The 17,394-nt window shown below is 56.2% G+C and carries 15 protein-coding genes; 13 read left to right on the forward strand and 2 right to left on the reverse strand.

Going from position 1 to position 17,394, the window contains the following annotated elements; all coding sequences use genetic code 11:
- Positions 1–190 precede the first annotated feature (190 nt).
- From rimP to yedF, 12 genes are all read left to right on the forward strand, one after another.
- Positions 191–643 (forward strand): ribosome maturation factor RimP, encoded by a 453-nt coding sequence (gene rimP / locus ACTJJ1_RS11425; protein ID WP_004952852.1) that lies wholly within the window; start codon positions 191–193, stop codon positions 641–643.
- A gap of 21 nt (positions 644–664) precedes the next feature.
- Positions 665–2,173, forward strand: a complete 1,509-nt coding sequence (gene nusA / locus ACTJJ1_RS11430; RefSeq protein ID WP_004952855.1) for a transcription termination factor NusA — start codon at positions 665–667, stop codon at positions 2,171–2,173.
- 24 nt (positions 2,174–2,197) lie between these two features.
- On the forward strand, positions 2,198–4,885 hold the full coding sequence (infB, locus tag ACTJJ1_RS11435; RefSeq protein WP_004952860.1) for a translation initiation factor IF-2: 2,688 nt from the start codon (positions 2,198–2,200) through the stop codon (positions 4,883–4,885).
- 68 nt (positions 4,886–4,953) lie between these two features.
- Positions 4,954–5,364 (forward strand): 30S ribosome-binding factor RbfA, encoded by a 411-nt coding sequence (rbfA, locus tag ACTJJ1_RS11440; protein ID WP_004952863.1) that lies wholly within the window; start codon positions 4,954–4,956, stop codon positions 5,362–5,364.
- Positions 5,364–6,308, forward strand: coding sequence for a tRNA pseudouridine(55) synthase TruB (gene truB / locus ACTJJ1_RS11445; RefSeq protein WP_004952866.1), 945 nt, complete (start codon positions 5,364–5,366; stop codon positions 6,306–6,308). Before rbfA ends, truB begins: the two co-directional genes overlap by 1 nt.
- A gap of 124 nt (positions 6,309–6,432) precedes the next feature.
- Positions 6,433–6,702 carry a 30S ribosomal protein S15 gene (gene rpsO / locus ACTJJ1_RS11450; protein ID WP_004933502.1) on the forward strand — a complete coding sequence of 90 codons (270 nt, stop codon included), beginning with the start codon at positions 6,433–6,435 and terminating at the stop codon, positions 6,700–6,702.
- A 256-nt stretch (positions 6,703–6,958) separates the two neighbouring features.
- A complete protein-coding gene (pnp, locus tag ACTJJ1_RS11455) occupies positions 6,959–9,082 on the forward strand; it encodes a polyribonucleotide nucleotidyltransferase (RefSeq protein ID WP_006323268.1) in 2,124 nt (707 codons plus the stop codon).
- A gap of 128 nt (positions 9,083–9,210) precedes the next feature.
- A complete protein-coding gene (nlpI, locus tag ACTJJ1_RS11460; RefSeq protein ID WP_004952871.1) occupies positions 9,211–10,095 on the forward strand; it encodes a lipoprotein NlpI in 885 nt (294 codons plus the stop codon).
- Between the two features lie 123 nt (positions 10,096–10,218).
- Positions 10,219–10,293, forward strand: coding sequence for a protein YrbN (gene yrbN, locus ACTJJ1_RS11465; protein ID WP_223499600.1), 75 nt, complete (start codon positions 10,219–10,221; stop codon positions 10,291–10,293).
- Entirely contained in the window at positions 10,283–12,250 is a 1,968-nt protein-coding gene (locus ACTJJ1_RS11470; protein ID WP_062791123.1) for a DEAD/DEAH family ATP-dependent RNA helicase, read from the forward strand. Before yrbN ends, ACTJJ1_RS11470 begins: the two co-directional genes overlap by 11 nt.
- A gap of 147 nt (positions 12,251–12,397) precedes the next feature.
- Positions 12,398–13,612, forward strand: coding sequence for a selenium metabolism membrane protein YedE/FdhT (gene yedE / locus ACTJJ1_RS11475; RefSeq protein ID WP_004952877.1), 1,215 nt, complete (start codon positions 12,398–12,400; stop codon positions 13,610–13,612).
- The gene (gene yedF, locus ACTJJ1_RS11480) at positions 13,609–13,848 is read left to right on the forward strand and encodes a sulfurtransferase-like selenium metabolism protein YedF (protein WP_004952879.1); all 240 of its coding nucleotides are present in this window, start codon (positions 13,609–13,611) and stop codon (positions 13,846–13,848) included. The genes yedE and yedF overlap by 4 nt, the downstream gene beginning before the upstream one ends.
- 8 nt (positions 13,849–13,856) lie before the next feature.
- Here yedF and ACTJJ1_RS11485 read toward each other — a convergent pair whose 3' ends face one another.
- Positions 13,857–14,723: a helix-turn-helix transcriptional regulator gene (locus ACTJJ1_RS11485; protein ID WP_440833725.1), complete on the reverse strand. Its 867-nt coding sequence runs from the start codon at positions 14,721–14,723 to the stop codon at positions 13,857–13,859.
- 121 nt (positions 14,724–14,844) lie between these two features.
- Here ACTJJ1_RS11485 and ACTJJ1_RS11490 point away from each other — a divergent pair, with 121 nt between their 5' ends.
- Positions 14,845–16,287 (forward strand): MFS transporter, encoded by a 1,443-nt coding sequence (locus ACTJJ1_RS11490; RefSeq protein WP_440833727.1) that lies wholly within the window; start codon positions 14,845–14,847, stop codon positions 16,285–16,287.
- 44 nt (positions 16,288–16,331) lie between these two features.
- Here the strand turns inward: ACTJJ1_RS11490 and ACTJJ1_RS11495 are convergent, their stop codons facing one another.
- Entirely contained in the window at positions 16,332–17,345 is a 1,014-nt protein-coding gene (locus tag ACTJJ1_RS11495) for a luciferase-like monooxygenase (protein WP_440833729.1), read from the reverse strand.
- Between the last annotated feature and the right edge of the window lie 49 nt (positions 17,346–17,394).

Below are 17,394 nucleotides of genomic sequence, written 5' to 3' on the forward strand. Positions count from 1 at the left end.
ACACTTTTCGATTGAATTCCGCTTTTCTCGAACAACATTTGAAAATGACACTTGTTAGAAAGTTGCACCGAAGCCGCTTTGCGGCAAACAGGGTCCAGTTGCATAAAGCCCCGAATTTTCGGGGTTTTTTGTTATTTGGCAACAGAATCACTGGGCTATTAGGCCCTTTTTTTATGTCTTGGGGGTGGGCTTGTCCACATTAGAGCAAAAATTAACAGAGATGCTTTCGGCACCGGTAGAAGCGTTGGGCTTTGAGCTTGTAGGCATCGAATTTATTCGTGCGCGCCAATCGACGCTCCGTATCTATATTGATAGTGAAAACGGCATCAATGTTGACGATTGTGCTGATGTCAGCCACCAGGTCAGCGCTGTATTGGACGTCGAAGAGCCAATCACAGTCGCTTACAACTTGGAAGTCTCCTCTCCTGGCCTTGATCGCCCGATGTTCACCGCTGAGCACTATACTCGTTTCCTCGGTGAAGAAGTCAGCTTGGTCCTGCGCATGGCCGTACAGAACCGTCGCAAATGGCAGGGCATTATCAAGTCTGTCGATGGCGAAATGATCACGGTTACTGTGGAAGGGAAAGATGAAGTGTTCGCGCTGAGCAACATCCAGAAAGCGAACCTGGTACCCCACTTTTAAAGTTTGGATGAGGCAACTAGGATGAATAAAGAGATTCTGGCTGTTGTTGAAGCTGTTTCCAACGAAAAATCCCTTCCGCGTGAGAAGATTTTCGAAGCGTTGGAAACCGCATTAGCCACCGCAACCAAGAAAAAATACGAGCAGGAAATTGAGGTTCGCGTCAGCATTGACCGCAAAACCGGCGATTTCGATACCTTCCGTCGTTGGGTCGCCGTAGATGAAGTGACCCAGCCAACGCGTGAAATCACGCTGGAAGCCGCTCAGTATGAAGAGCCGGGTATCGAGTTGGGCGGGTACATTGAAGATCAGATCGAATCTGTGACCTTTGACCGCATCACCACCCAAACCGCGAAACAGGTTATCGTACAGAAAGTACGTGAAGCCGAACGCGCCATGGTCGTCGACGCTTTCCGTCAGCACGAAGGTGAAATCGTCACCGGCGTGGTGAAGAAAGTTAACCGTGACAGCATTGCGCTGGACCTGGGCAGCAACGCAGAAGCGGTCATTGGCCGTGAAGACATGCTGCCGCGCGAAAACTTCCGTCCGGGCGACCGAATTCGCGGCATATTGTACGCCGTCCGTCCTGAAGCTCGTGGCGCACAGCTGTTCGTCAGCCGTTCCAGCGCAGAGATGCTGAAAGAACTGTTCCGCATCGAAGTGCCGGAAATCGGCGAAGAAGTGATTGAAATTAAAGCGGCAGCCCGTGATCCTGGCTCCCGTGCAAAAATTGCTGTGAAAACCAACGACAAACGCATCGACCCGGTCGGCGCTTGCGTAGGTATGCGCGGTGCGCGCGTTCAGGCCGTTTCGAGCGAGCTCGGCGGCGAACGTATCGATATCATCCTGTGGGATGATAACCCTGCGCAGTTCGTCATCAACGCCATGGCGCCGGCAGACGTTGCCTCGATCGTGGTTGATGAAGATAATTGCACCATGGATATCGCCGTCGAAGCCAGCAATCTGGCACAGGCGATCGGCCGTAATGGCCAAAACGTGCGTTTGGCTTCCCAATTGTTAAAACAGCATCGTGACGATGACCGTTGGGAACTGAACGTGATGACGGCGGACGATCTGCAGGCCAAGCACCAGGCCGAAGCTCATGCCGCCATTGATACCTTCACCAAGTATCTTGATATCGACGAAGATTTCGCCACCGTACTGGTCGAAGAAGGCTTCTCTACTCTGGAAGAGTTGGCTTACGTGCCAATCAAAGAGCTGCTGGAAATTGACGGTCTGGATGAAGATATGGTTGAAGCGTTGCGCGATCGCGCCAAAGCTGCATTGACCACGCTTGCCCTGGCCCAAGAAGAGAGCCTGGGCGACCAAAAACCTGCTGACGATTTGCTCAACCTTCCGGGTCTTGAGCGCAGCATGGCCTTTAAACTGGCCGCGCGTGGGGTTTGTACGCTGGAAGATCTTGCCGAGCAGGGTGTTGACGATCTGGCGGATATTGAAGGGCTTAGCGATGAGCAAGCCGGCGAGCTGATTATGGCCGCACGTAATATCTGTTGGTTTGGCGACAACGCGTAATAAACTGTAGCAGGAAGGAACAGCATGACGACAGATGTAACCGTAAAATCGCTGGCAGCAGAGATTCAGACTCCAGTTGATCGCCTGGTACAGCAGTTTGCTGATGCAGGGATTAACAAGTCTGAGACAGACTCTGTGACCCAGCACGAGAAAGAAGCCTTACTGGCGCACCTTAACCGTGAACACGGTAGTGCGCCGGGTAAGCTCACGTTGCAGCGCAAAACGCGCAGCACCTTGAATATTCCGAGCACCGGCGGTAAAAGTAAATCGGTGCAAATCGAAGTCCGCAAGAAACGCACTTATGTAAATCGCGATACGCCAGAAGCCCAACAGGCTGAAGCGGCAGAGCAGGCACAGCGTGAAGCGGAAGAGCAGGCACAGCGCGCAGCGGAAGAGCTGGCGAAACGCGAAGCAGAAGCAAAGCGCGCAGCCGAAGACCAAGCCAAACGTGAGGCCGCGGAGATTGCTAAGCGTAATTCAGCGGAAAAAGAAAAAGTGACCAATCAACATACCGACGAAATGACCAAGCCAGCTCAGGCAGAAAAAGCACGCCGTGAAGCCGAAGCCGCAGAACTGAAACGTAAAGCGGAAGAGGAAGTGCGCCGCAAGGTTGAAGAAGACGCCAAACGCGTAGCGGAAGAAGCGCGCCGTATGGCCGAAGAGAACGGCGAGAAGTGGGCCGAAGCTGAAGCAGCAAGCGCTGCGGTTGAAACAGCCGATTACCACGTGACCACCTCTCAGCACGCCCGTGCAGCCGAAGACGAAAACGACGCCAAAGTTGAAGGCGAACGCCGCGCCCGCACTCGTGGCGGTAAAGCGACCAAGCAGAAGAAAGGCAACAAGCTTTCCGAGTCTAAAGCAGACCGTGAAGAAGCGCGCGCCGTTACCCGTGGCGGTAAAGGCAAGCGTAAGCCAAGTACTCTGCAGCAGGGCTTCAACAAGCCGGCTCAGGTGGTTAACCGTGACGTTGTGATCGGCGAAACCATCACCGTAGCCGAACTGGCTAACAAAATGGCGGTTAAAGGCTCTCAGGTCATCAAAGCGATGATGAAACTGGGCGCAATGGCCACCATTAACCAGGTCATCGACCAGGAAACCGCACAGCTGGTTGCCGAAGAGATGGGCCACAAAGTTATCCTGCGTCGTGAGAACGAGCTGGAAGAAGCGCTGATGAGCGACCGTGATACCGGTGCTGCCGCCGAGTCACGTGCACCTGTCGTGACCATCATGGGCCACGTTGACCACGGTAAAACTTCTCTGCTGGACTACATCCGCTCCACCAAGGTGGCAGCAGGCGAGGCCGGTGGTATTACCCAGCATATCGGTGCTTACCACGTAGAAACCGACAACGGCATGATCACCTTCCTGGATACCCCAGGCCACGCAGCCTTTACCTCAATGCGTGCCCGCGGTGCTCAGGCGACAGACATCGTTGTTCTGGTTGTTGCAGCCGACGACGGCGTGATGCCGCAAACCATCGAAGCTATTCAGCATGCGAAAGCAGCGAAGGTGCCGTTGGTGGTTGCAGTGAACAAAATCGACAAGCCGGAAGCCGATCCGGACCGCGTTAAGCAGGAACTGTCCCAGTACGGCGTTATGCCGGAAGAATGGGGCGGCGAAGCACAGTTCGTTCACGTATCTGCGAAAGCCGGTACCGGTATCGACGAACTGCTGAACGCTATCTTGTTGCAGGCCGAAGTTCTCGAACTGAAAGCCGTACGCAGCGGCATGGCCAGCGGCGTGGTTATCGAATCCTTCCTGGATAAAGGCCGTGGTCCGGTTGCTACCGTGCTGGTACAAGAAGGTACGCTGAACAAAGGCGATATCGTTCTGTGTGGCTTCGAATACGGCCGTGTACGTGCCATGCGTGACGAACTGGGTCGCGAAGTGACCTCTGCGGGTCCTTCTATTCCGGTTGAGATCCTGGGCCTGTCCAGCGTTCCTGCCGCCGGTGATGAAGCGACCGTGGTGCGTGACGAGAAGAAAGCGCGTGAAGTTGCGCTGTACCGTCAAGGCAAGTTCCGCGAAGTTAAACTGGCGCGTCAGCAGAAATCTAAACTGGAAAACATGTTCGCTAACATGACCGACGGTGAAGTTTCTGAACTGAACATCGTACTGAAATCTGACGTACAGGGTTCTTGCGAAGCGATTTCCGAATCACTGCAGAAACTCTCTACCGACGAAGTGAAAGTGAAGATTGTCGGCTCCGGCGTAGGGGGTATCACCGAAACCGACGCAACGCTGGCAGCGGCTTCCAACGCTATCATCCTGGGCTTCAACGTCCGTGCCGACGCTTCTGCGCGCCGCGTGATTGAAGCTGAAAGCCTGGATCTGCGTTACTACTCCGTCATCTATAACCTGATCGACGAAGTGAAGCAGGCGATGAGCGGTATGCTGGCGCCTGAGTACAAGCAGCAGATTATCGGTCTGGCCGCTGTGCGTGACGTGTTCAAATCTCCGAAATTTGGTGCCATCGCAGGTTGTATGGTTACCGAAGGGACGATCAAGCGTCACAACCCAATCCGCGTTCTGCGCGACAACGTGGTTATCTATGAAGGCGAGCTGGAATCCCTGCGCCGCTTCAAAGATGACGTTAACGAAGTCCGTAACGGCATGGAATGTGGTATCGGCGTTAAGAACTACAACGACGTGCGCGTCGGCGACATGATCGAAGTGTTCGAAATCATTGAGATTCAACGCACCATCGCTTAACGCTTGCACATCTGCTTAAGTCTGTTCCGGGGGGCCTTGTGCCCCCCGATTTGTCTGGAGAATCCATAATGGCAAAAGAATTCAGCCGCGGTCAGCGCGTGGCACAAGAGATGCAAAAAGAGATTGCTATCATTCTGCAGCGTGAAGTCAAAGATCCGCGTATCGGCATGGCTACCGTTTCTGGTGTAGAAGTTTCTCGTGATTTGGCCTATGCCAAGGTTTACGTCACCTTCCTGAACGTATTGACCGAAAACGCCGATCCGGATCTGGTGCCTAAAGGCATTAAAGCTCTGGAAGACGCTTCCGGCTACATCCGCACTCTGCTGGGTAAAGCCATGCGTCTGCGCGTAGTGCCTGAGCTGACCTTCGCGTACGACAACTCACTGGTGGAAGGCATGCGCATGTCCAACCTGGTGACCAACGTCGTGAAGAATGACGCCGAACGCCGTTCTGCATCAGGCGATGACGAGGAGGCTTAATGAGTCGCCCTCGTCGCCGCGGCCGTGATATTCACGGCGTACTGTTGCTGGACAAACCGCAGGGTCTGTCGTCCAACGACGCTCTGCAAAAAGTGAAACGCCTTTATAACGCCAATCGCGCGGGCCACACCGGCGCGCTCGATCCGCTGGCGACCGGCATGCTGCCGATTTGCCTGGGTGAGGCGACCAAGTTCTCGCAATTCCTGCTCGACTCTGATAAACGCTATCGTGTTATTGCCAAGCTGGGTCAGCGTACCGATACCTCGGATGCGGACGGCCAGATTGTGCAAGAGCGCCCGGTGAATTTCACTCAGGCGCAACTCGATGCGGCGCTGGACAGCTTCCGCGGCGATATCAAGCAAGTGCCGTCGATGTACTCGGCGCTGAAGTACCAGGGCAAGAAACTCTACGAGTATGCGCGCCAGGGTATCGAAGTGCCGCGTGAAGCGCGCAGCATCACGGTTTATGAACTGCAGTTCATTCGCTGGGAAGGCGACGAGCTGGAGTTGGAAATCCACTGTTCGAAAGGCACCTACATCCGCACCATCACCGATGATCTCGGTGAACTGCTGGGCTGCGGCGCGCACGTGATCTATCTGCGTCGTTTGCAGGTAGCGACTTATCCGATCGAACGCATGGTCACGCTTGAGCAGTTGAACGCGTTGCTGGAGCAAGCTCAGGCGCAGGAAATCGCACCTGGCGAGTTGCTCGATCCGTTGCTGATGCCGATGGACAGCCCGGTAGAAAACTACCCGGAAGTGAATTTGCTGCCGGTCGTTGCGGGTTACGTCAAGCAGGGGCAGCCGGTACAGGTTGCCGGCGCACCGGCTTCGGGCATGGTGCGAATGACCGAAGGTGAAGAGCGTAAATTTATCGGCGTAGGTGACATCGCCGATGACGGTCGCGTAGCACCGCGCCGCCTGGTGGTCGAACATTTCGACTGAGGGTGGAAAAACGCACTGCCTTGCGATCGCACTGCGCTAAGAGTAGAATGGCGCAGCTTATGCATTGGGTTGCTGAATTAGAGATCGGCGCCTGTATTTATTATCTATAATCTGGAGTATGACAATGTCTCTAAGTGTTGAAGCTAAAGCTCAAATCGTAGCTGATTTTGGTCGTGGTACTAACGACAGCGGTTCTACCGAAGTTCAGGTTGCCCTGTTGACTGCGCAGATCAACCATCTGCAAGGCCACTTCTCAGAACACAAAAAAGATCACCACAGCCGTCGTGGTCTGCTGCGTATGGTTTCTCAGCGTCGTAAGCTGCTGGATTACCTGAAGCGTAAAGATGTAGCACGTTACACCAGCCTGATCGAGCGTCTGGGTCTGCGTCGCTAATCTAGCAAGTTTCAGCGGAAAGGGGCCTATTTTGGCCCCTTTCTTCTAGGAAGCATAAGCAAATCAGGTTAATGTATTACTGATGTTTCCAAACAGGTTCTTCCGTTACAGAGGTTCGCGCGGCTAATGAGAGGCTTTGTCTCAGGCTTGAGATAAGGATTGTCATTAGTCGCGAGGATGTAGTGAGAAGGCAAATCGAGTCACTGGCGTGTCGAGTCGTCAATACGATTGCGCGCCGTTAATCAAGGATATAATTTTGCTGACACCGATCATTCGCAAATTCCAGTATGGCCAGCATACCGTCACCATCGAGACCGGTATGATGGCTCGTCAGGCCACCGCCGCCGTTATGGTGAGCATGGATGACACCGCAGTATTCGTTACCGTAGTTGGCCAGAAAAAAGCCAAGCCAGGCCAAAGCTTCTTCCCACTGACCGTTAACTATCAGGAGCGTACTTACGCTGCTGGTCGTATCCCGGGCAGCTTCTTCCGTCGTGAAGGCCGTCCGAGCGAAGGCGAAACCCTGACCTCACGCCTGATTGACCGTCCGATCCGTCCACTGTTCCCGGACAGCTTCCTGAATGAAGTGCAAGTGATCGCGACCGTAGTTTCCGTTAACCCGCAGGTAAACCCGGACATCGTTGCGATGATCGGCGCTTCTGCTGCCCTGAGCCTGTCCGGTATTCCGTTCAACGGCCCAATCGGCGCTGCACGCGTGGGTTACATCAACAATCAGTACGTGCTGAACCCAACGACCGACGAGCTGAAAGAAAGCAGCCTGGACTTGGTGGTTGCCGGTACCGCTGGCGCAGTGCTGATGGTTGAATCCGAAGCTGACGTTCTGAGCGAAGATCAGATGCTGGGCGCTGTGGTCTTTGGCCATGAGCAACAGCAGATTGTTATCGAAAACATCAACTCCCTGGTTGCCGAAGCCGGTAAGCCTAAGTGGGACTGGCAGGCACCTGCAATCAACGAAGCGCTGCACGCGCGCGTTGCAGAACTGGCAGAAAGCCGTCTGGGCGACGCTTATCACATCACCGAAAAACAAGAGCGTTACGCTCAGGTAGATGCGATCAAGAGCAGCGTAGTTGAAGCCCTGCTGGCGCAGGACGAGACCCTGGACGCGTCTGAAATTCAGGACATCCTGGGCAGCGTTGAGAAAAACGTTGTACGTAGCCGCGTGCTGCGTGGCGAGCCGCGTATCGACGGCCGTGAAAAAGACATGATTCGTGGTCTGGACGTGCGCACCGGCGTGCTGCCGCGTACCCACGGTTCCGCACTGTTCACCCGTGGCGAGACTCAGGCTCTGGTTACCGCAACGCTGGGCACCGCCCGTGACGCGCAAAACCTGGACGAGCTGATGGGTGAGAAAACCGACAGCTTCCTGTTCCACTACAACTTCCCTCCGTACTCCGTAGGTGAGACCGGTATGGTGGGTTCGCCTAAACGTCGTGAAATTGGTCACGGTCGCCTGGCGAAACGCGGTGTATTGGCTATGATGCCTAAACCAGAAGATTTCCCGTACACGGTGCGTGTGGTTTCCGAGATCACCGAATCCAACGGTTCTTCTTCAATGGCTTCTGTCTGCGGTGCCTCTCTGGCGCTGATGGACGCAGGCGTGCCAATCAAGGCAGCCGTTGCGGGTATCGCAATGGGCCTGGTTAAAGAACAAGATAACTTTGTCGTTCTGTCCGACATTCTGGGTGACGAAGATCACTTGGGCGACATGGACTTCAAAGTAGCCGGTAGCCGTGACGGTATTACCGCGCTGCAGATGGACATTAAAATTGAAGGCATCACCCGCGAAATCATGCAGGTGGCACTGAACCAGGCCAAGGGCGCGCGTCTGCACATTCTGGGCGTGATGGAACAGGCTATCAGCACCCCGCGTGGCGATATCTCTCAGTTCGCACCACGTATCCACACTATCCGAATCAACCCGGACAAGATCAAAGACGTGATCGGTAAAGGCGGCTCTGTCATCCGTGCGCTGACCGAAGAGACCGGTACTACCATCGAAATCGAAGATGATGGTACGGTTAAAATTGCTGCTACCGACGGTGAGAAAGCCAAGTTCGCTATCCGCCGCATCGAAGAGATCACCGCAGAGATCGAAGTGGGCCGTATTTACCAGGGTAAAGTGACCCGTATCGTTGATTTCGGTGCATTCGTGGCGATCGGCGGCGGTAAAGAAGGTCTGGTGCACATCTCTCAAATCGCTGACAAGCGCGTTGAGAAAGTGACCGACTATCTGCAGATGGGTCAGGAAGTGCCGGTTAAGGTACTGGAAGTTGACCGTCAGGGCCGTGTGCGTCTGAGCATCAAAGAAGCTACAGCGCCAGAAGCAGGTTCATCTGCACCTGCGCCTGAAGCAGAATAACTGTATAGATAGATTTACAGCTCCCCGCCATGGGGTTGGGAGCTGTTCGTATCGCGCGGGTAGGATGCCTGCGTATTAGCAAACGGATGACAGGATGTTCATCCAATGTTTGTCTTCGGGAGTGGGAAATGAAGCCTTTCTTGCGCTGGTGTTACGTTGCGACAGCACTCATGCTGGCAGGATGCAGCAACCATGATTGGCGTAAAGACGAAGTTTTGGCGATCCCGTTGCAGCCAACGCTGCAGCAGGAAGTGATCCTGGCGCGCATGGAACAAATACTTGCCAGCCGGGCACTGACGGACGATGAGCGTGCGCAGCTTTTATATGAGCGCGGTGTGCTGTATGATAGCCTCGGGCTACGTGCACTGGCGCGCAATGATTTCTCGCAAGCGCTGGCGATACGTCCTGATATGCCAGAAGTTTTCAACTACCTGGGCATTTACTTAACGCAGGCAGGCAATTTTGATGCTGCCTATGAAGCGTTTGATTCTGTACTAGAGCTTGATCCAACTTACAATTACGCGCGTTTAAACCGGGGCATCGCACTGTATTATGGCGGCCGCTTCCCGTTGGCGCAGGATGATCTGCAGGCGTTTTATCAAGACGACCCAAACGATCCCTTCCGTTCGTTGTGGCTGTATCTTGTGGAAAGAGAAATCGATCCCAAGAAGGCTGACGTAGCGCTCCAGCAGCGTTATGACAAAGCGAACCGAGGGCAATGGGGATGGAATATTGTCGAATTCTACCTGGGCAACATCAGTGAAAAAACGCTGATGGAAAAGCTCAAGGCAGATGCAACGGATAACACTTCGCTCGCTGAGCATCTCAGTGAAACTGACTTCTATTTGGGTAAACACTACCTGAGTCTGGGGGACAAGGACACCGCTTCGGCGCTGTTCAAACTGACGGTTGCTAACAACGTTCATAATTTCGTTGAGCACCGCTATGCATTGTTGGAATTGGCGCTGTTGGGCCAAGAACAAGACGACCTATCGGAATCGGACCAGCAATAGCTGACGAACAACTATCAGCCTGATATACATTGGTTTTATAGCCAAAGTTATCGCCTTAACGGGCGAGGGCTTCTTTGTTCGTTTTATAATCTAATTTGAGCCGGTTCACACTTTTCAATGAAAATGACTGAAAATTTTCTCGACGAGTTATGTAGACTGGCTGCCATTATTAATGAGGCACGTGTACATGACTACTGAGCTTGAAACCTCTTTTGCTGACCTGGGGCTGTCTGCTCCTATCATTTCTGCCCTGACCGATCTGGGCTACGAAAAACCGTCACCGATCCAGGCTGAGTGTATTCCTCACCTGTTGAACGGCCGTGATGTGCTGGGCATGGCACAGACCGGTAGCGGTAAAACTGCAGCGTTCTCGCTGCCACTGCTGCACAACCTTGACGCTTCCCTGAAAGCACCACAGATTCTGGTGCTGGCACCGACCCGCGAACTGGCGGTTCAGGTTGCTGAAGCGATGACTGATTTCTCTAAACATATGACTGGCGTTAACGTTGTTGCCCTGTACGGTGGCCAACGTTACGACGTACAGCTGCGCGCCTTGCGTCAGGGCCCACAAATCGTAGTGGGTACCCCAGGCCGTCTGCTGGACCACCTGAAACGCGGCACGCTGAACCTCTCTAACCTGAGCGGTCTGGTGCTGGATGAAGCCGACGAAATGCTGCGCATGGGCTTTATCGAAGACGTAGAAACCATCATGGCGGAGATCCCGGCTGAACATCAGACCGCGCTGTTCTCCGCAACCATGCCGGAAGCGATCCGTCGCATTACCCGTCGCTTCATGAAAGATCCGCAGGAAGTGCGCATTCAGTCCAGCATCACTACCCGTCCGGACATCAGCCAGAGCTACTGGACTGCGCAAGGCATGCGCAAGAACGAAGCGCTGGTGCGTTTCCTGGAAGCTGAAGACTTTGATGCGGCGATCATCTTCGTGCGTACCAAAAACGCGACCCTGGAAGTGGCTGAAGCGCTGGAGCGCAGCGGTTACAGCAGCGCCGCACTGAACGGTGACATGAACCAGGCACTGCGTGAGCAGACCCTGGAGCGTCTGAAAGACGGTCGTCTGGATATCCTGATCGCTACCGACGTTGCCGCTCGTGGTCTGGATGTTGAGCGTATCAGCCTGGTTGTGAACTACGACATCCCTATGGATTCCGAGTCTTACGTTCACCGTATCGGCCGTACCGGTCGTGCTGGTCGCGCCGGCCGCGCGCTGCTGTTCGTGGAAAACCGCGAACGCCGCCTGCTGCGCAACATCGAACGCACCATGAAGCTGACCATTCCAGAAGTTGAGCTGCCAAATGCAGAGCTGCTGGGTGAGCGTCGTCTGGCCAAGTTCGCCGCTAAAGTACAGCAACAGCTGGAAAGCAGCGATCTGGACATGTACCGCGCACTGCTGGCTAAACTGCAGCCGGAAGAAGAGCTGGAAATGGAAACCCTGGCCGCAGCATTGCTGAAAATGGCGCAGGGCGAACGTCCTCTGATTCTGCCACCGGATCCGGTGTTCAAACCGCGTCAACGTCGTGAGTTCAACGACCGTGACGATCGTGGTTCTGATCGTGGCAACGACCGTCGCCGTGACGCGCGTCCAGACAGCCGTGACGGTGGTGCCGAGCGTCCACGTCGCGAACGTCGTGACGTTGGCGAAATGCAGCTGTACCGCATTGAAGTGGGCCGTGATGACGGTGTGGAAGTTCGTCATATCGTTGGCGCGATCGCTAACGAAGGCGACATCAGCAGCCGTTACATCGGTAACATCAAGCTGTTTGCCGGCCACTCCACCATCGAACTGCCAAAAGGCATGCCGGGCGAGATCCTGTCTCACTTCACCCGTACCCGCATCCTGAACAAGCCGATGAACATGCAATTGCTGGGCGATGCACAGCCGCATGAACGTCGTGAGCGTCGCGAAGGCGGTGCTCCAGGTGCAGGTGGCGAGCGTCGTGGCGGTGCTCGTCCGTTCAACGGCGAACGTCGTGAAGGTGCCGGCGCACCGCGTCGTTCTTTCAGTGAGCGTCGCGAAGGCGGTGCCCCAGCTGCAACTGGCGAACGTCGTGGCAACGGCAGCCGTGACGGTCAACGCGCACCGCGTCGTGATGATGCCGCTCCGGCTGCACCACGTCGCCGTTTCGGTGATGCATAACGTCTGATTTAACCGTTCGCGGTTAGTCACACTGAAAAACCAGCCTTCGGGCTGGTTTTTTTATGCCTGAAATTTGCCGTTAAGCGCGGTTAAATGGCGTATCCTTTATAAGGTTTTTTCTTATGGATACTATGCACAGGAGATGCCATGAGTTGGCAGCAATTTAAATCTCAATACCTGGTGCGCTTTTGGGCGCCACTGCCGGCGGTGATCGCCGCCGGGATACTCTCGACTTACTACTTCGGCATGACCGGCACCTTCTGGGCGGTAACCGGCGAATTTACCCGCTGGGGCGGCCACCTGTTGCAGGCGTTCGGTCTGCATCCTGAGCAATGGGGTTACTTTAAAGTTATTGGCCTTGAGGGCACGCCGCTGCAACGCATCGATGGCCGGATGATCATCGGTATGTTTGCCGGCTGTATCGCCGCCGCGCTGTGGGCCAACAACATCAAGCTACGCCGGCCACAGCACCGTATCCGCATTGTGCAGGCGCTGTTGGGCGGCATTATCGCCGGCTTTGGCGCGCGGTTGGCGATGGGGTGTAACCTGGCAGCATTCTTTACCGGCATTCCGCAGTTCTCGCTGCACGCCTGGTTCTTCGCGTTGGCGACCGCAGCCGGTTCTTACTTTGGCGCCAAATTTACCCTGCTGCCGTTGTTTCGTATTCCGATAAAACTGCAAAAAGTGCAGGCGGCCGCGCCGCTGACGCAAAAGCCAGAGCAGGCGCGCCGTCGTTTCCGCCTGGGAATGGTGATTTTTTGCCTGTCGATCGCCTGGTCGCTATGGACGCTGTTTGATGCGCCTAAGCTGGGTATCGCCATGCTGTTCGGCATCGGTTTTGGCTTGTTGATTGAACGGGCGCAGATCTGCTTCACCTCGGCGTTCCGCGATCTGTGGATCACCGGCCGCACCCACATGGCGAAAGCGATCATTATCGGCATGGCGGTCAGCGCCATCGGTATTTTCAGTTACGTGCAGCTCGGTGTTGCGCCTAAAATCATGTGGGCCGGCCCCAATGCGGTAATTGGCGGGCTGTTGTTCGGCTTCGGCATCGTACTGGCCGGCGGCTGCGAGACCGGCTGGATGTACCGCGCGGTGGAAGGGCAGGTGCATTATTGGTGGGTCGGGCTGGGCAATATCATCGGTGCCACGCTGCTGGCTTACTGCTGGGACGATTTGGCCCCGGCGCTGGCTACCGACTACGACAAGGTCAACCTGCTGGACACCTTCGGGCCGATCGGCGGCCTGCTGGTCACTTACCTGCTGCTGGCGCTGGCGTTTGCCGCGATGCTGTGGTGGGAGAAACGCTTTTTCCGCGCCAAACCCGACGCACAGGTGGTTAATTTAAGGAGAGTGTCATGAAACAGGCGGCGATAGTGCCGGATTACCGGCTGGACATGCTCGGCGAGCCTTGCCCCTACCCGGCGGTGGCGACGCTGGAAGCCATGCCGCAGCTGAAACCGGGAGAAATTCTGGAGGTGATCAGCGATTGCCCGCAGTCGATCAACAACATTCCGCTCGATGCGCGCAACCATGGTTACAAGGTGCTGGATATCCAGCAGGACGGTCCGACCATCCGCTACCTTATCCAACGCTGACACCAAGGTTACTCTGCGCCGCCGGTCAACTGATGCAGGCGGCGTTCACTCTGCTCATCTGCCGGTACGTACACCAGCATCCGGTCGCCGTTGCGCGGCGCCGACCACCAGTTATTCTGCCGCAGGCTCATCACCCCGACTAACGGATGGCGAAAGCGTTTGACGTTGTTGTCGATGCTGCGCACTTCATGCCTCTCCCAGAGGGTGCGGAAATCCTCAGAGACCGCCAGATAGCGCGCCAGTTGCGCCTCCCAGATCGGTTCGCCCAAATGCTCCGCCATTTGCGCGCGAAACAGCGCCACCATTTTCGGCATCACTTCATCCCAGTCCAACTGGCTGGCACGCCAGTGCTCGTGGGTGAACGCCAAATAGATACAGTTGCGATCTTCCGGCGGCAGTTCGGCCAGTTCGACGCCCATCAGCAGGCAATAAGCTCGGTTGAAACCCAGGATATCGAAGCGTGCGTTGGAAATGATTGCCGGCAGCGGGTCGAGCTGATCAAGGATTTTTTGCCCGTATGCCGACAACGGCTCACAGCCGTCGTTTTGCGTAGACGCCGGCAAGCTTTGTCCCGCCAGCCTGAACAGGTGGTGAGTTTCCGCTTCGTTGCATTGCAGTGCATTGGCGATCGCGGTCAGCGTTTTTGGCGAGGCTTGAATCGGCCGCCCCTGTTCCAGCCAGGTGTACCAGGTGATGCCAACGTCGGCCAACTGCGCGACTTCTTCACGGCGCAGGCCGGGCGTGCGGCGTTGACGCATACGCGCAAGCCCCAGCCGGTTGGGATCCAGGCTCTCGCGGCGCGTGCGCAGAAAAGCGCCCAGCAGCTTGCGGTTATCGGCGTGAACGCCAGAGGTAATTCGGGTAGTTACGGGCATGAATAATTTACTCCTGCAACAAGACCGGTAGTTTTTATACCATGATAATCAAGAACTGGTACCCGTTTGCTTTAAAGGTGATGCTAATCACATTCCTGGGTTAACACAATGGATGAGAAGCATGAACGCACCATCAACGGCGGCCAAGCTGGGCCGCGCGGGGTTAATTATTTTATTGGCGGGGCAGTTGCTGCCGATGATCGATTTTTCCATCGTGAATGTCGGGCTGGATGCGATAGCGCAGTCGCTGGGAGCCAGCCCGGCGCAGTTGGAACTGATTGTGGCGGTCTACGGCGTGGCGTTCGCCGTCTGTCTGGCGATGGGCGGCCGCTTGGGGGATAACCTGGGGCGGCGCACCCTGTTCCTGTGGGGCGTGCGGATATTTGCCGTGGCTTCATTGATGTGCGGGTTGGCGAACTCCGTCTGGCTGTTATTGGTGGCTCGCGTGTTGCAGGGGGTTGGCGCGGCGTTTATCGTGCCGCAAATCCTGGCCACCATTCATGTGTGCCTGCGGGGCCGCGAACATACCAAGGCGTTGGGAATGTACGGGGCTATCGGTGGGCTGGCGTTTATCGTCGGCCAGGTACTGGGCGGGTTGCTGATCACCCTTGATATTGCCGGCAGCGGCTGGCGCAGCGTATTCCTGATTAATATTCCGGTGTGCCTGTTGGTGCTGGCCTGCGCCCACCGCTGGGTGCCGAATACCCGTGGGGAGAAACGGGTGAATGTTGATCTCCCCGGCACGCTGTTGCTTGGATTGACCATCGCCTGCCTGCTGTTCCCGCTGGCATTGGGGCCGGTATGGCACTGGCCGTGGCCTTGCCTGGTGCTGCTGGCGGCCAGCATCCCGCTGTTGTGGTTACTGTGGCGGGTCGAACGGCGGCAGGAGCAACGGCGTAATTTCCCGTTGTTGCCGCCGGCGCTGCTGCGCTTGCCGAGCGTGCGCTTCGGGCTGGTGATCGCCATCCTGTTCTTCTCCTGCTGGAGCGGCTTTATGTTTGTGATGGCGCTGACGCTGCAATCCGGCGCGGGGCTGAGCTCATTCCAGTCAGGCAATGCGTTTATCGCGCTCGGGGCGGCCTATTTTCTTTCATCGTTGCTGAGCAGCACGGTGGTGGAGCACTTCGGCAAGGTGCGGACGCTGATGTTTGGCTGCCTGATCCAGATGGTGGGTCTGTTGGCGCTGATGCTGACGTTGAAACTGGTCTGGCCGCATCCGGGGCTGTGGAATTTGATCCCGGCGACGGTGTTGATTGGCTTCGGGCAGGCGTTTATCGTCAGCAGTTTCTTTCGCATCGGCCTGTCTGACGTACCGACAGAGCACGCCGGTTCCGGCAGTGCCATGCTGGCTACGGTGCAACAGACGGCGCTGGGGCTGGGGCCGATCTTGCTGGGCACGCTGCTGGTGCAGATGCTGCATTTGACGCCCGGTAATTACCTGAATGCGGTGCTGGTGGCGATTGCGGCCGAATTTTGCCTGATGCTGGTGTTGCTGAGCCGCACGCTGCTGTTTCTGCGTGCCGATCGCCGCCAGCAGGCGCAGGAAGCGATAAAACAGGCCTGACGGCCCGGTGAAAGGTGGGGGAAGCCATTTCCCCCACCTTTCATTTAGCCTTTCACCACATCGCCTTTCACTCCGGCGACAATCTCAAACGAATGCAGCCGTGCCTGATGATCAAAGATCTGGCCGTTGACCATGATTTCATCCGCGCCGGTTTCATGCAGCAGCGCCTGCAACCCGTGGCGAACGGTGCTTTCATTACCGACTATCGACATGCGCAGCGCCTGATCGACACCGTATTGCTCTCCGGCGCTCCACAGCGCGTGGATATTGTCCACCGGCGCCGGCAGCGGGCCCGGTGAACCGCGGCGCAGGTTAATGAATTGCTGTTGCATCGAGGTGAACAGCCGACGGGCCTCTTCGTCGCTGTCGGCGGCCACCACGTTGACGCACACCATGGCATGCGGCTGCGCGCATTGTTCGGAAGGTTTGAAGTTCTCGCGGTACAGCTTCAGCGCCTGGAACAACATTTCCGGCGCAAAATGGGAAGCGAAGGCGAACGGCAGACCAAGCTGTGCCGCCAGCTGAGCGCTGTACAGGCTCGAACCCAGCAGCCAGATCGGCACATGCAAGCCCTGGCCCGGCACGGCCTGCACCGGTTGGCCTGGCTGCGCGTCGCAGAAATAATGCTGCAGTTCCTGCACGTCACGCGGGAAGTTATCCACTTCGCCGGACAGGTGGCGGCGCAGTGCCATCATGGTGCGCTGATCGGTACCGGGCGCGCGGCCAAGGCCCAGATCGATACGCCCCGGATACAACGATTCCAGCGTGCCAAACTGCTCGGCGATCACCAGCGGCGCATGGTTAGGCAGCATCACGCCGCCGGAGCCGAGGCGAATGCTCTGGGTACCGGCGGCCAGAAAGCCCAACAGCACCGAGGTGGCCGCACTGCCGATACCGGTCATATTGTGATGTTCCGCCAACCAATAGCGCTGATAACCCCATTTTTCGGCATGTTGTGCTAAATCTAAAGAGGCGTGAAACGCATCGCGCGGTTTGGCCCCTTGCGGAATGGGGGATAAGTCCAGTACCGAAAGCGGTACCACGGTTTTTTCAGTCATGACATCGTCCATCAGAGGAGTGATCGCTTAAAGGGCGATTGCAGGAGTC

Origin of the sequence: Serratia sp. 22264, from assembly GCF_052045345.1 — a bacterium.
In the GTDB taxonomy this organism is placed as follows: Bacteria; Pseudomonadota; Gammaproteobacteria; order Enterobacterales; family Enterobacteriaceae; genus Serratia; species Serratia plymuthica.

Coding starts and splice junctions, on each gene's coding strand:
- infB (WP_004952860.1), top strand. CDS start 2,198: ATGACGACAGATGTAACCGTAAAATCGCTGGCAGCAGAGATTCAGACT.
- ACTJJ1_RS11490 (WP_440833727.1), top strand. CDS start 14,845: ATGAACGCACCATCAACGGCGGCCAAGCTGGGCCGCGCGGGGTTAATT.
- nusA (WP_004952855.1), top strand. CDS start 665: ATGAATAAAGAGATTCTGGCTGTTGTTGAAGCTGTTTCCAACGAAAAA.
- yedE (WP_004952877.1), top strand. CDS start 12,398: ATGAGTTGGCAGCAATTTAAATCTCAATACCTGGTGCGCTTTTGGGCG.
- nlpI (WP_004952871.1), top strand. CDS start 9,211: ATGAAGCCTTTCTTGCGCTGGTGTTACGTTGCGACAGCACTCATGCTG.
- rpsO (WP_004933502.1), top strand. CDS start 6,433: ATGTCTCTAAGTGTTGAAGCTAAAGCTCAAATCGTAGCTGATTTTGGT.
- rbfA (WP_004952863.1), top strand. CDS start 4,954: ATGGCAAAAGAATTCAGCCGCGGTCAGCGCGTGGCACAAGAGATGCAA.
- truB (WP_004952866.1), top strand. CDS start 5,364: ATGAGTCGCCCTCGTCGCCGCGGCCGTGATATTCACGGCGTACTGTTG.
- yedF (WP_004952879.1), top strand. CDS start 13,609: ATGAAACAGGCGGCGATAGTGCCGGATTACCGGCTGGACATGCTCGGC.
- ACTJJ1_RS11485 (WP_440833725.1), bottom strand. CDS start 14,723: ATGCCCGTAACTACCCGAATTACCTCTGGCGTTCACGCCGATAACCGC.
- ACTJJ1_RS11470 (WP_062791123.1), top strand. CDS start 10,283: ATGACTACTGAGCTTGAAACCTCTTTTGCTGACCTGGGGCTGTCTGCT.
- ACTJJ1_RS11495 (WP_440833729.1), bottom strand. CDS start 17,345: ATGACTGAAAAAACCGTGGTACCGCTTTCGGTACTGGACTTATCCCCC.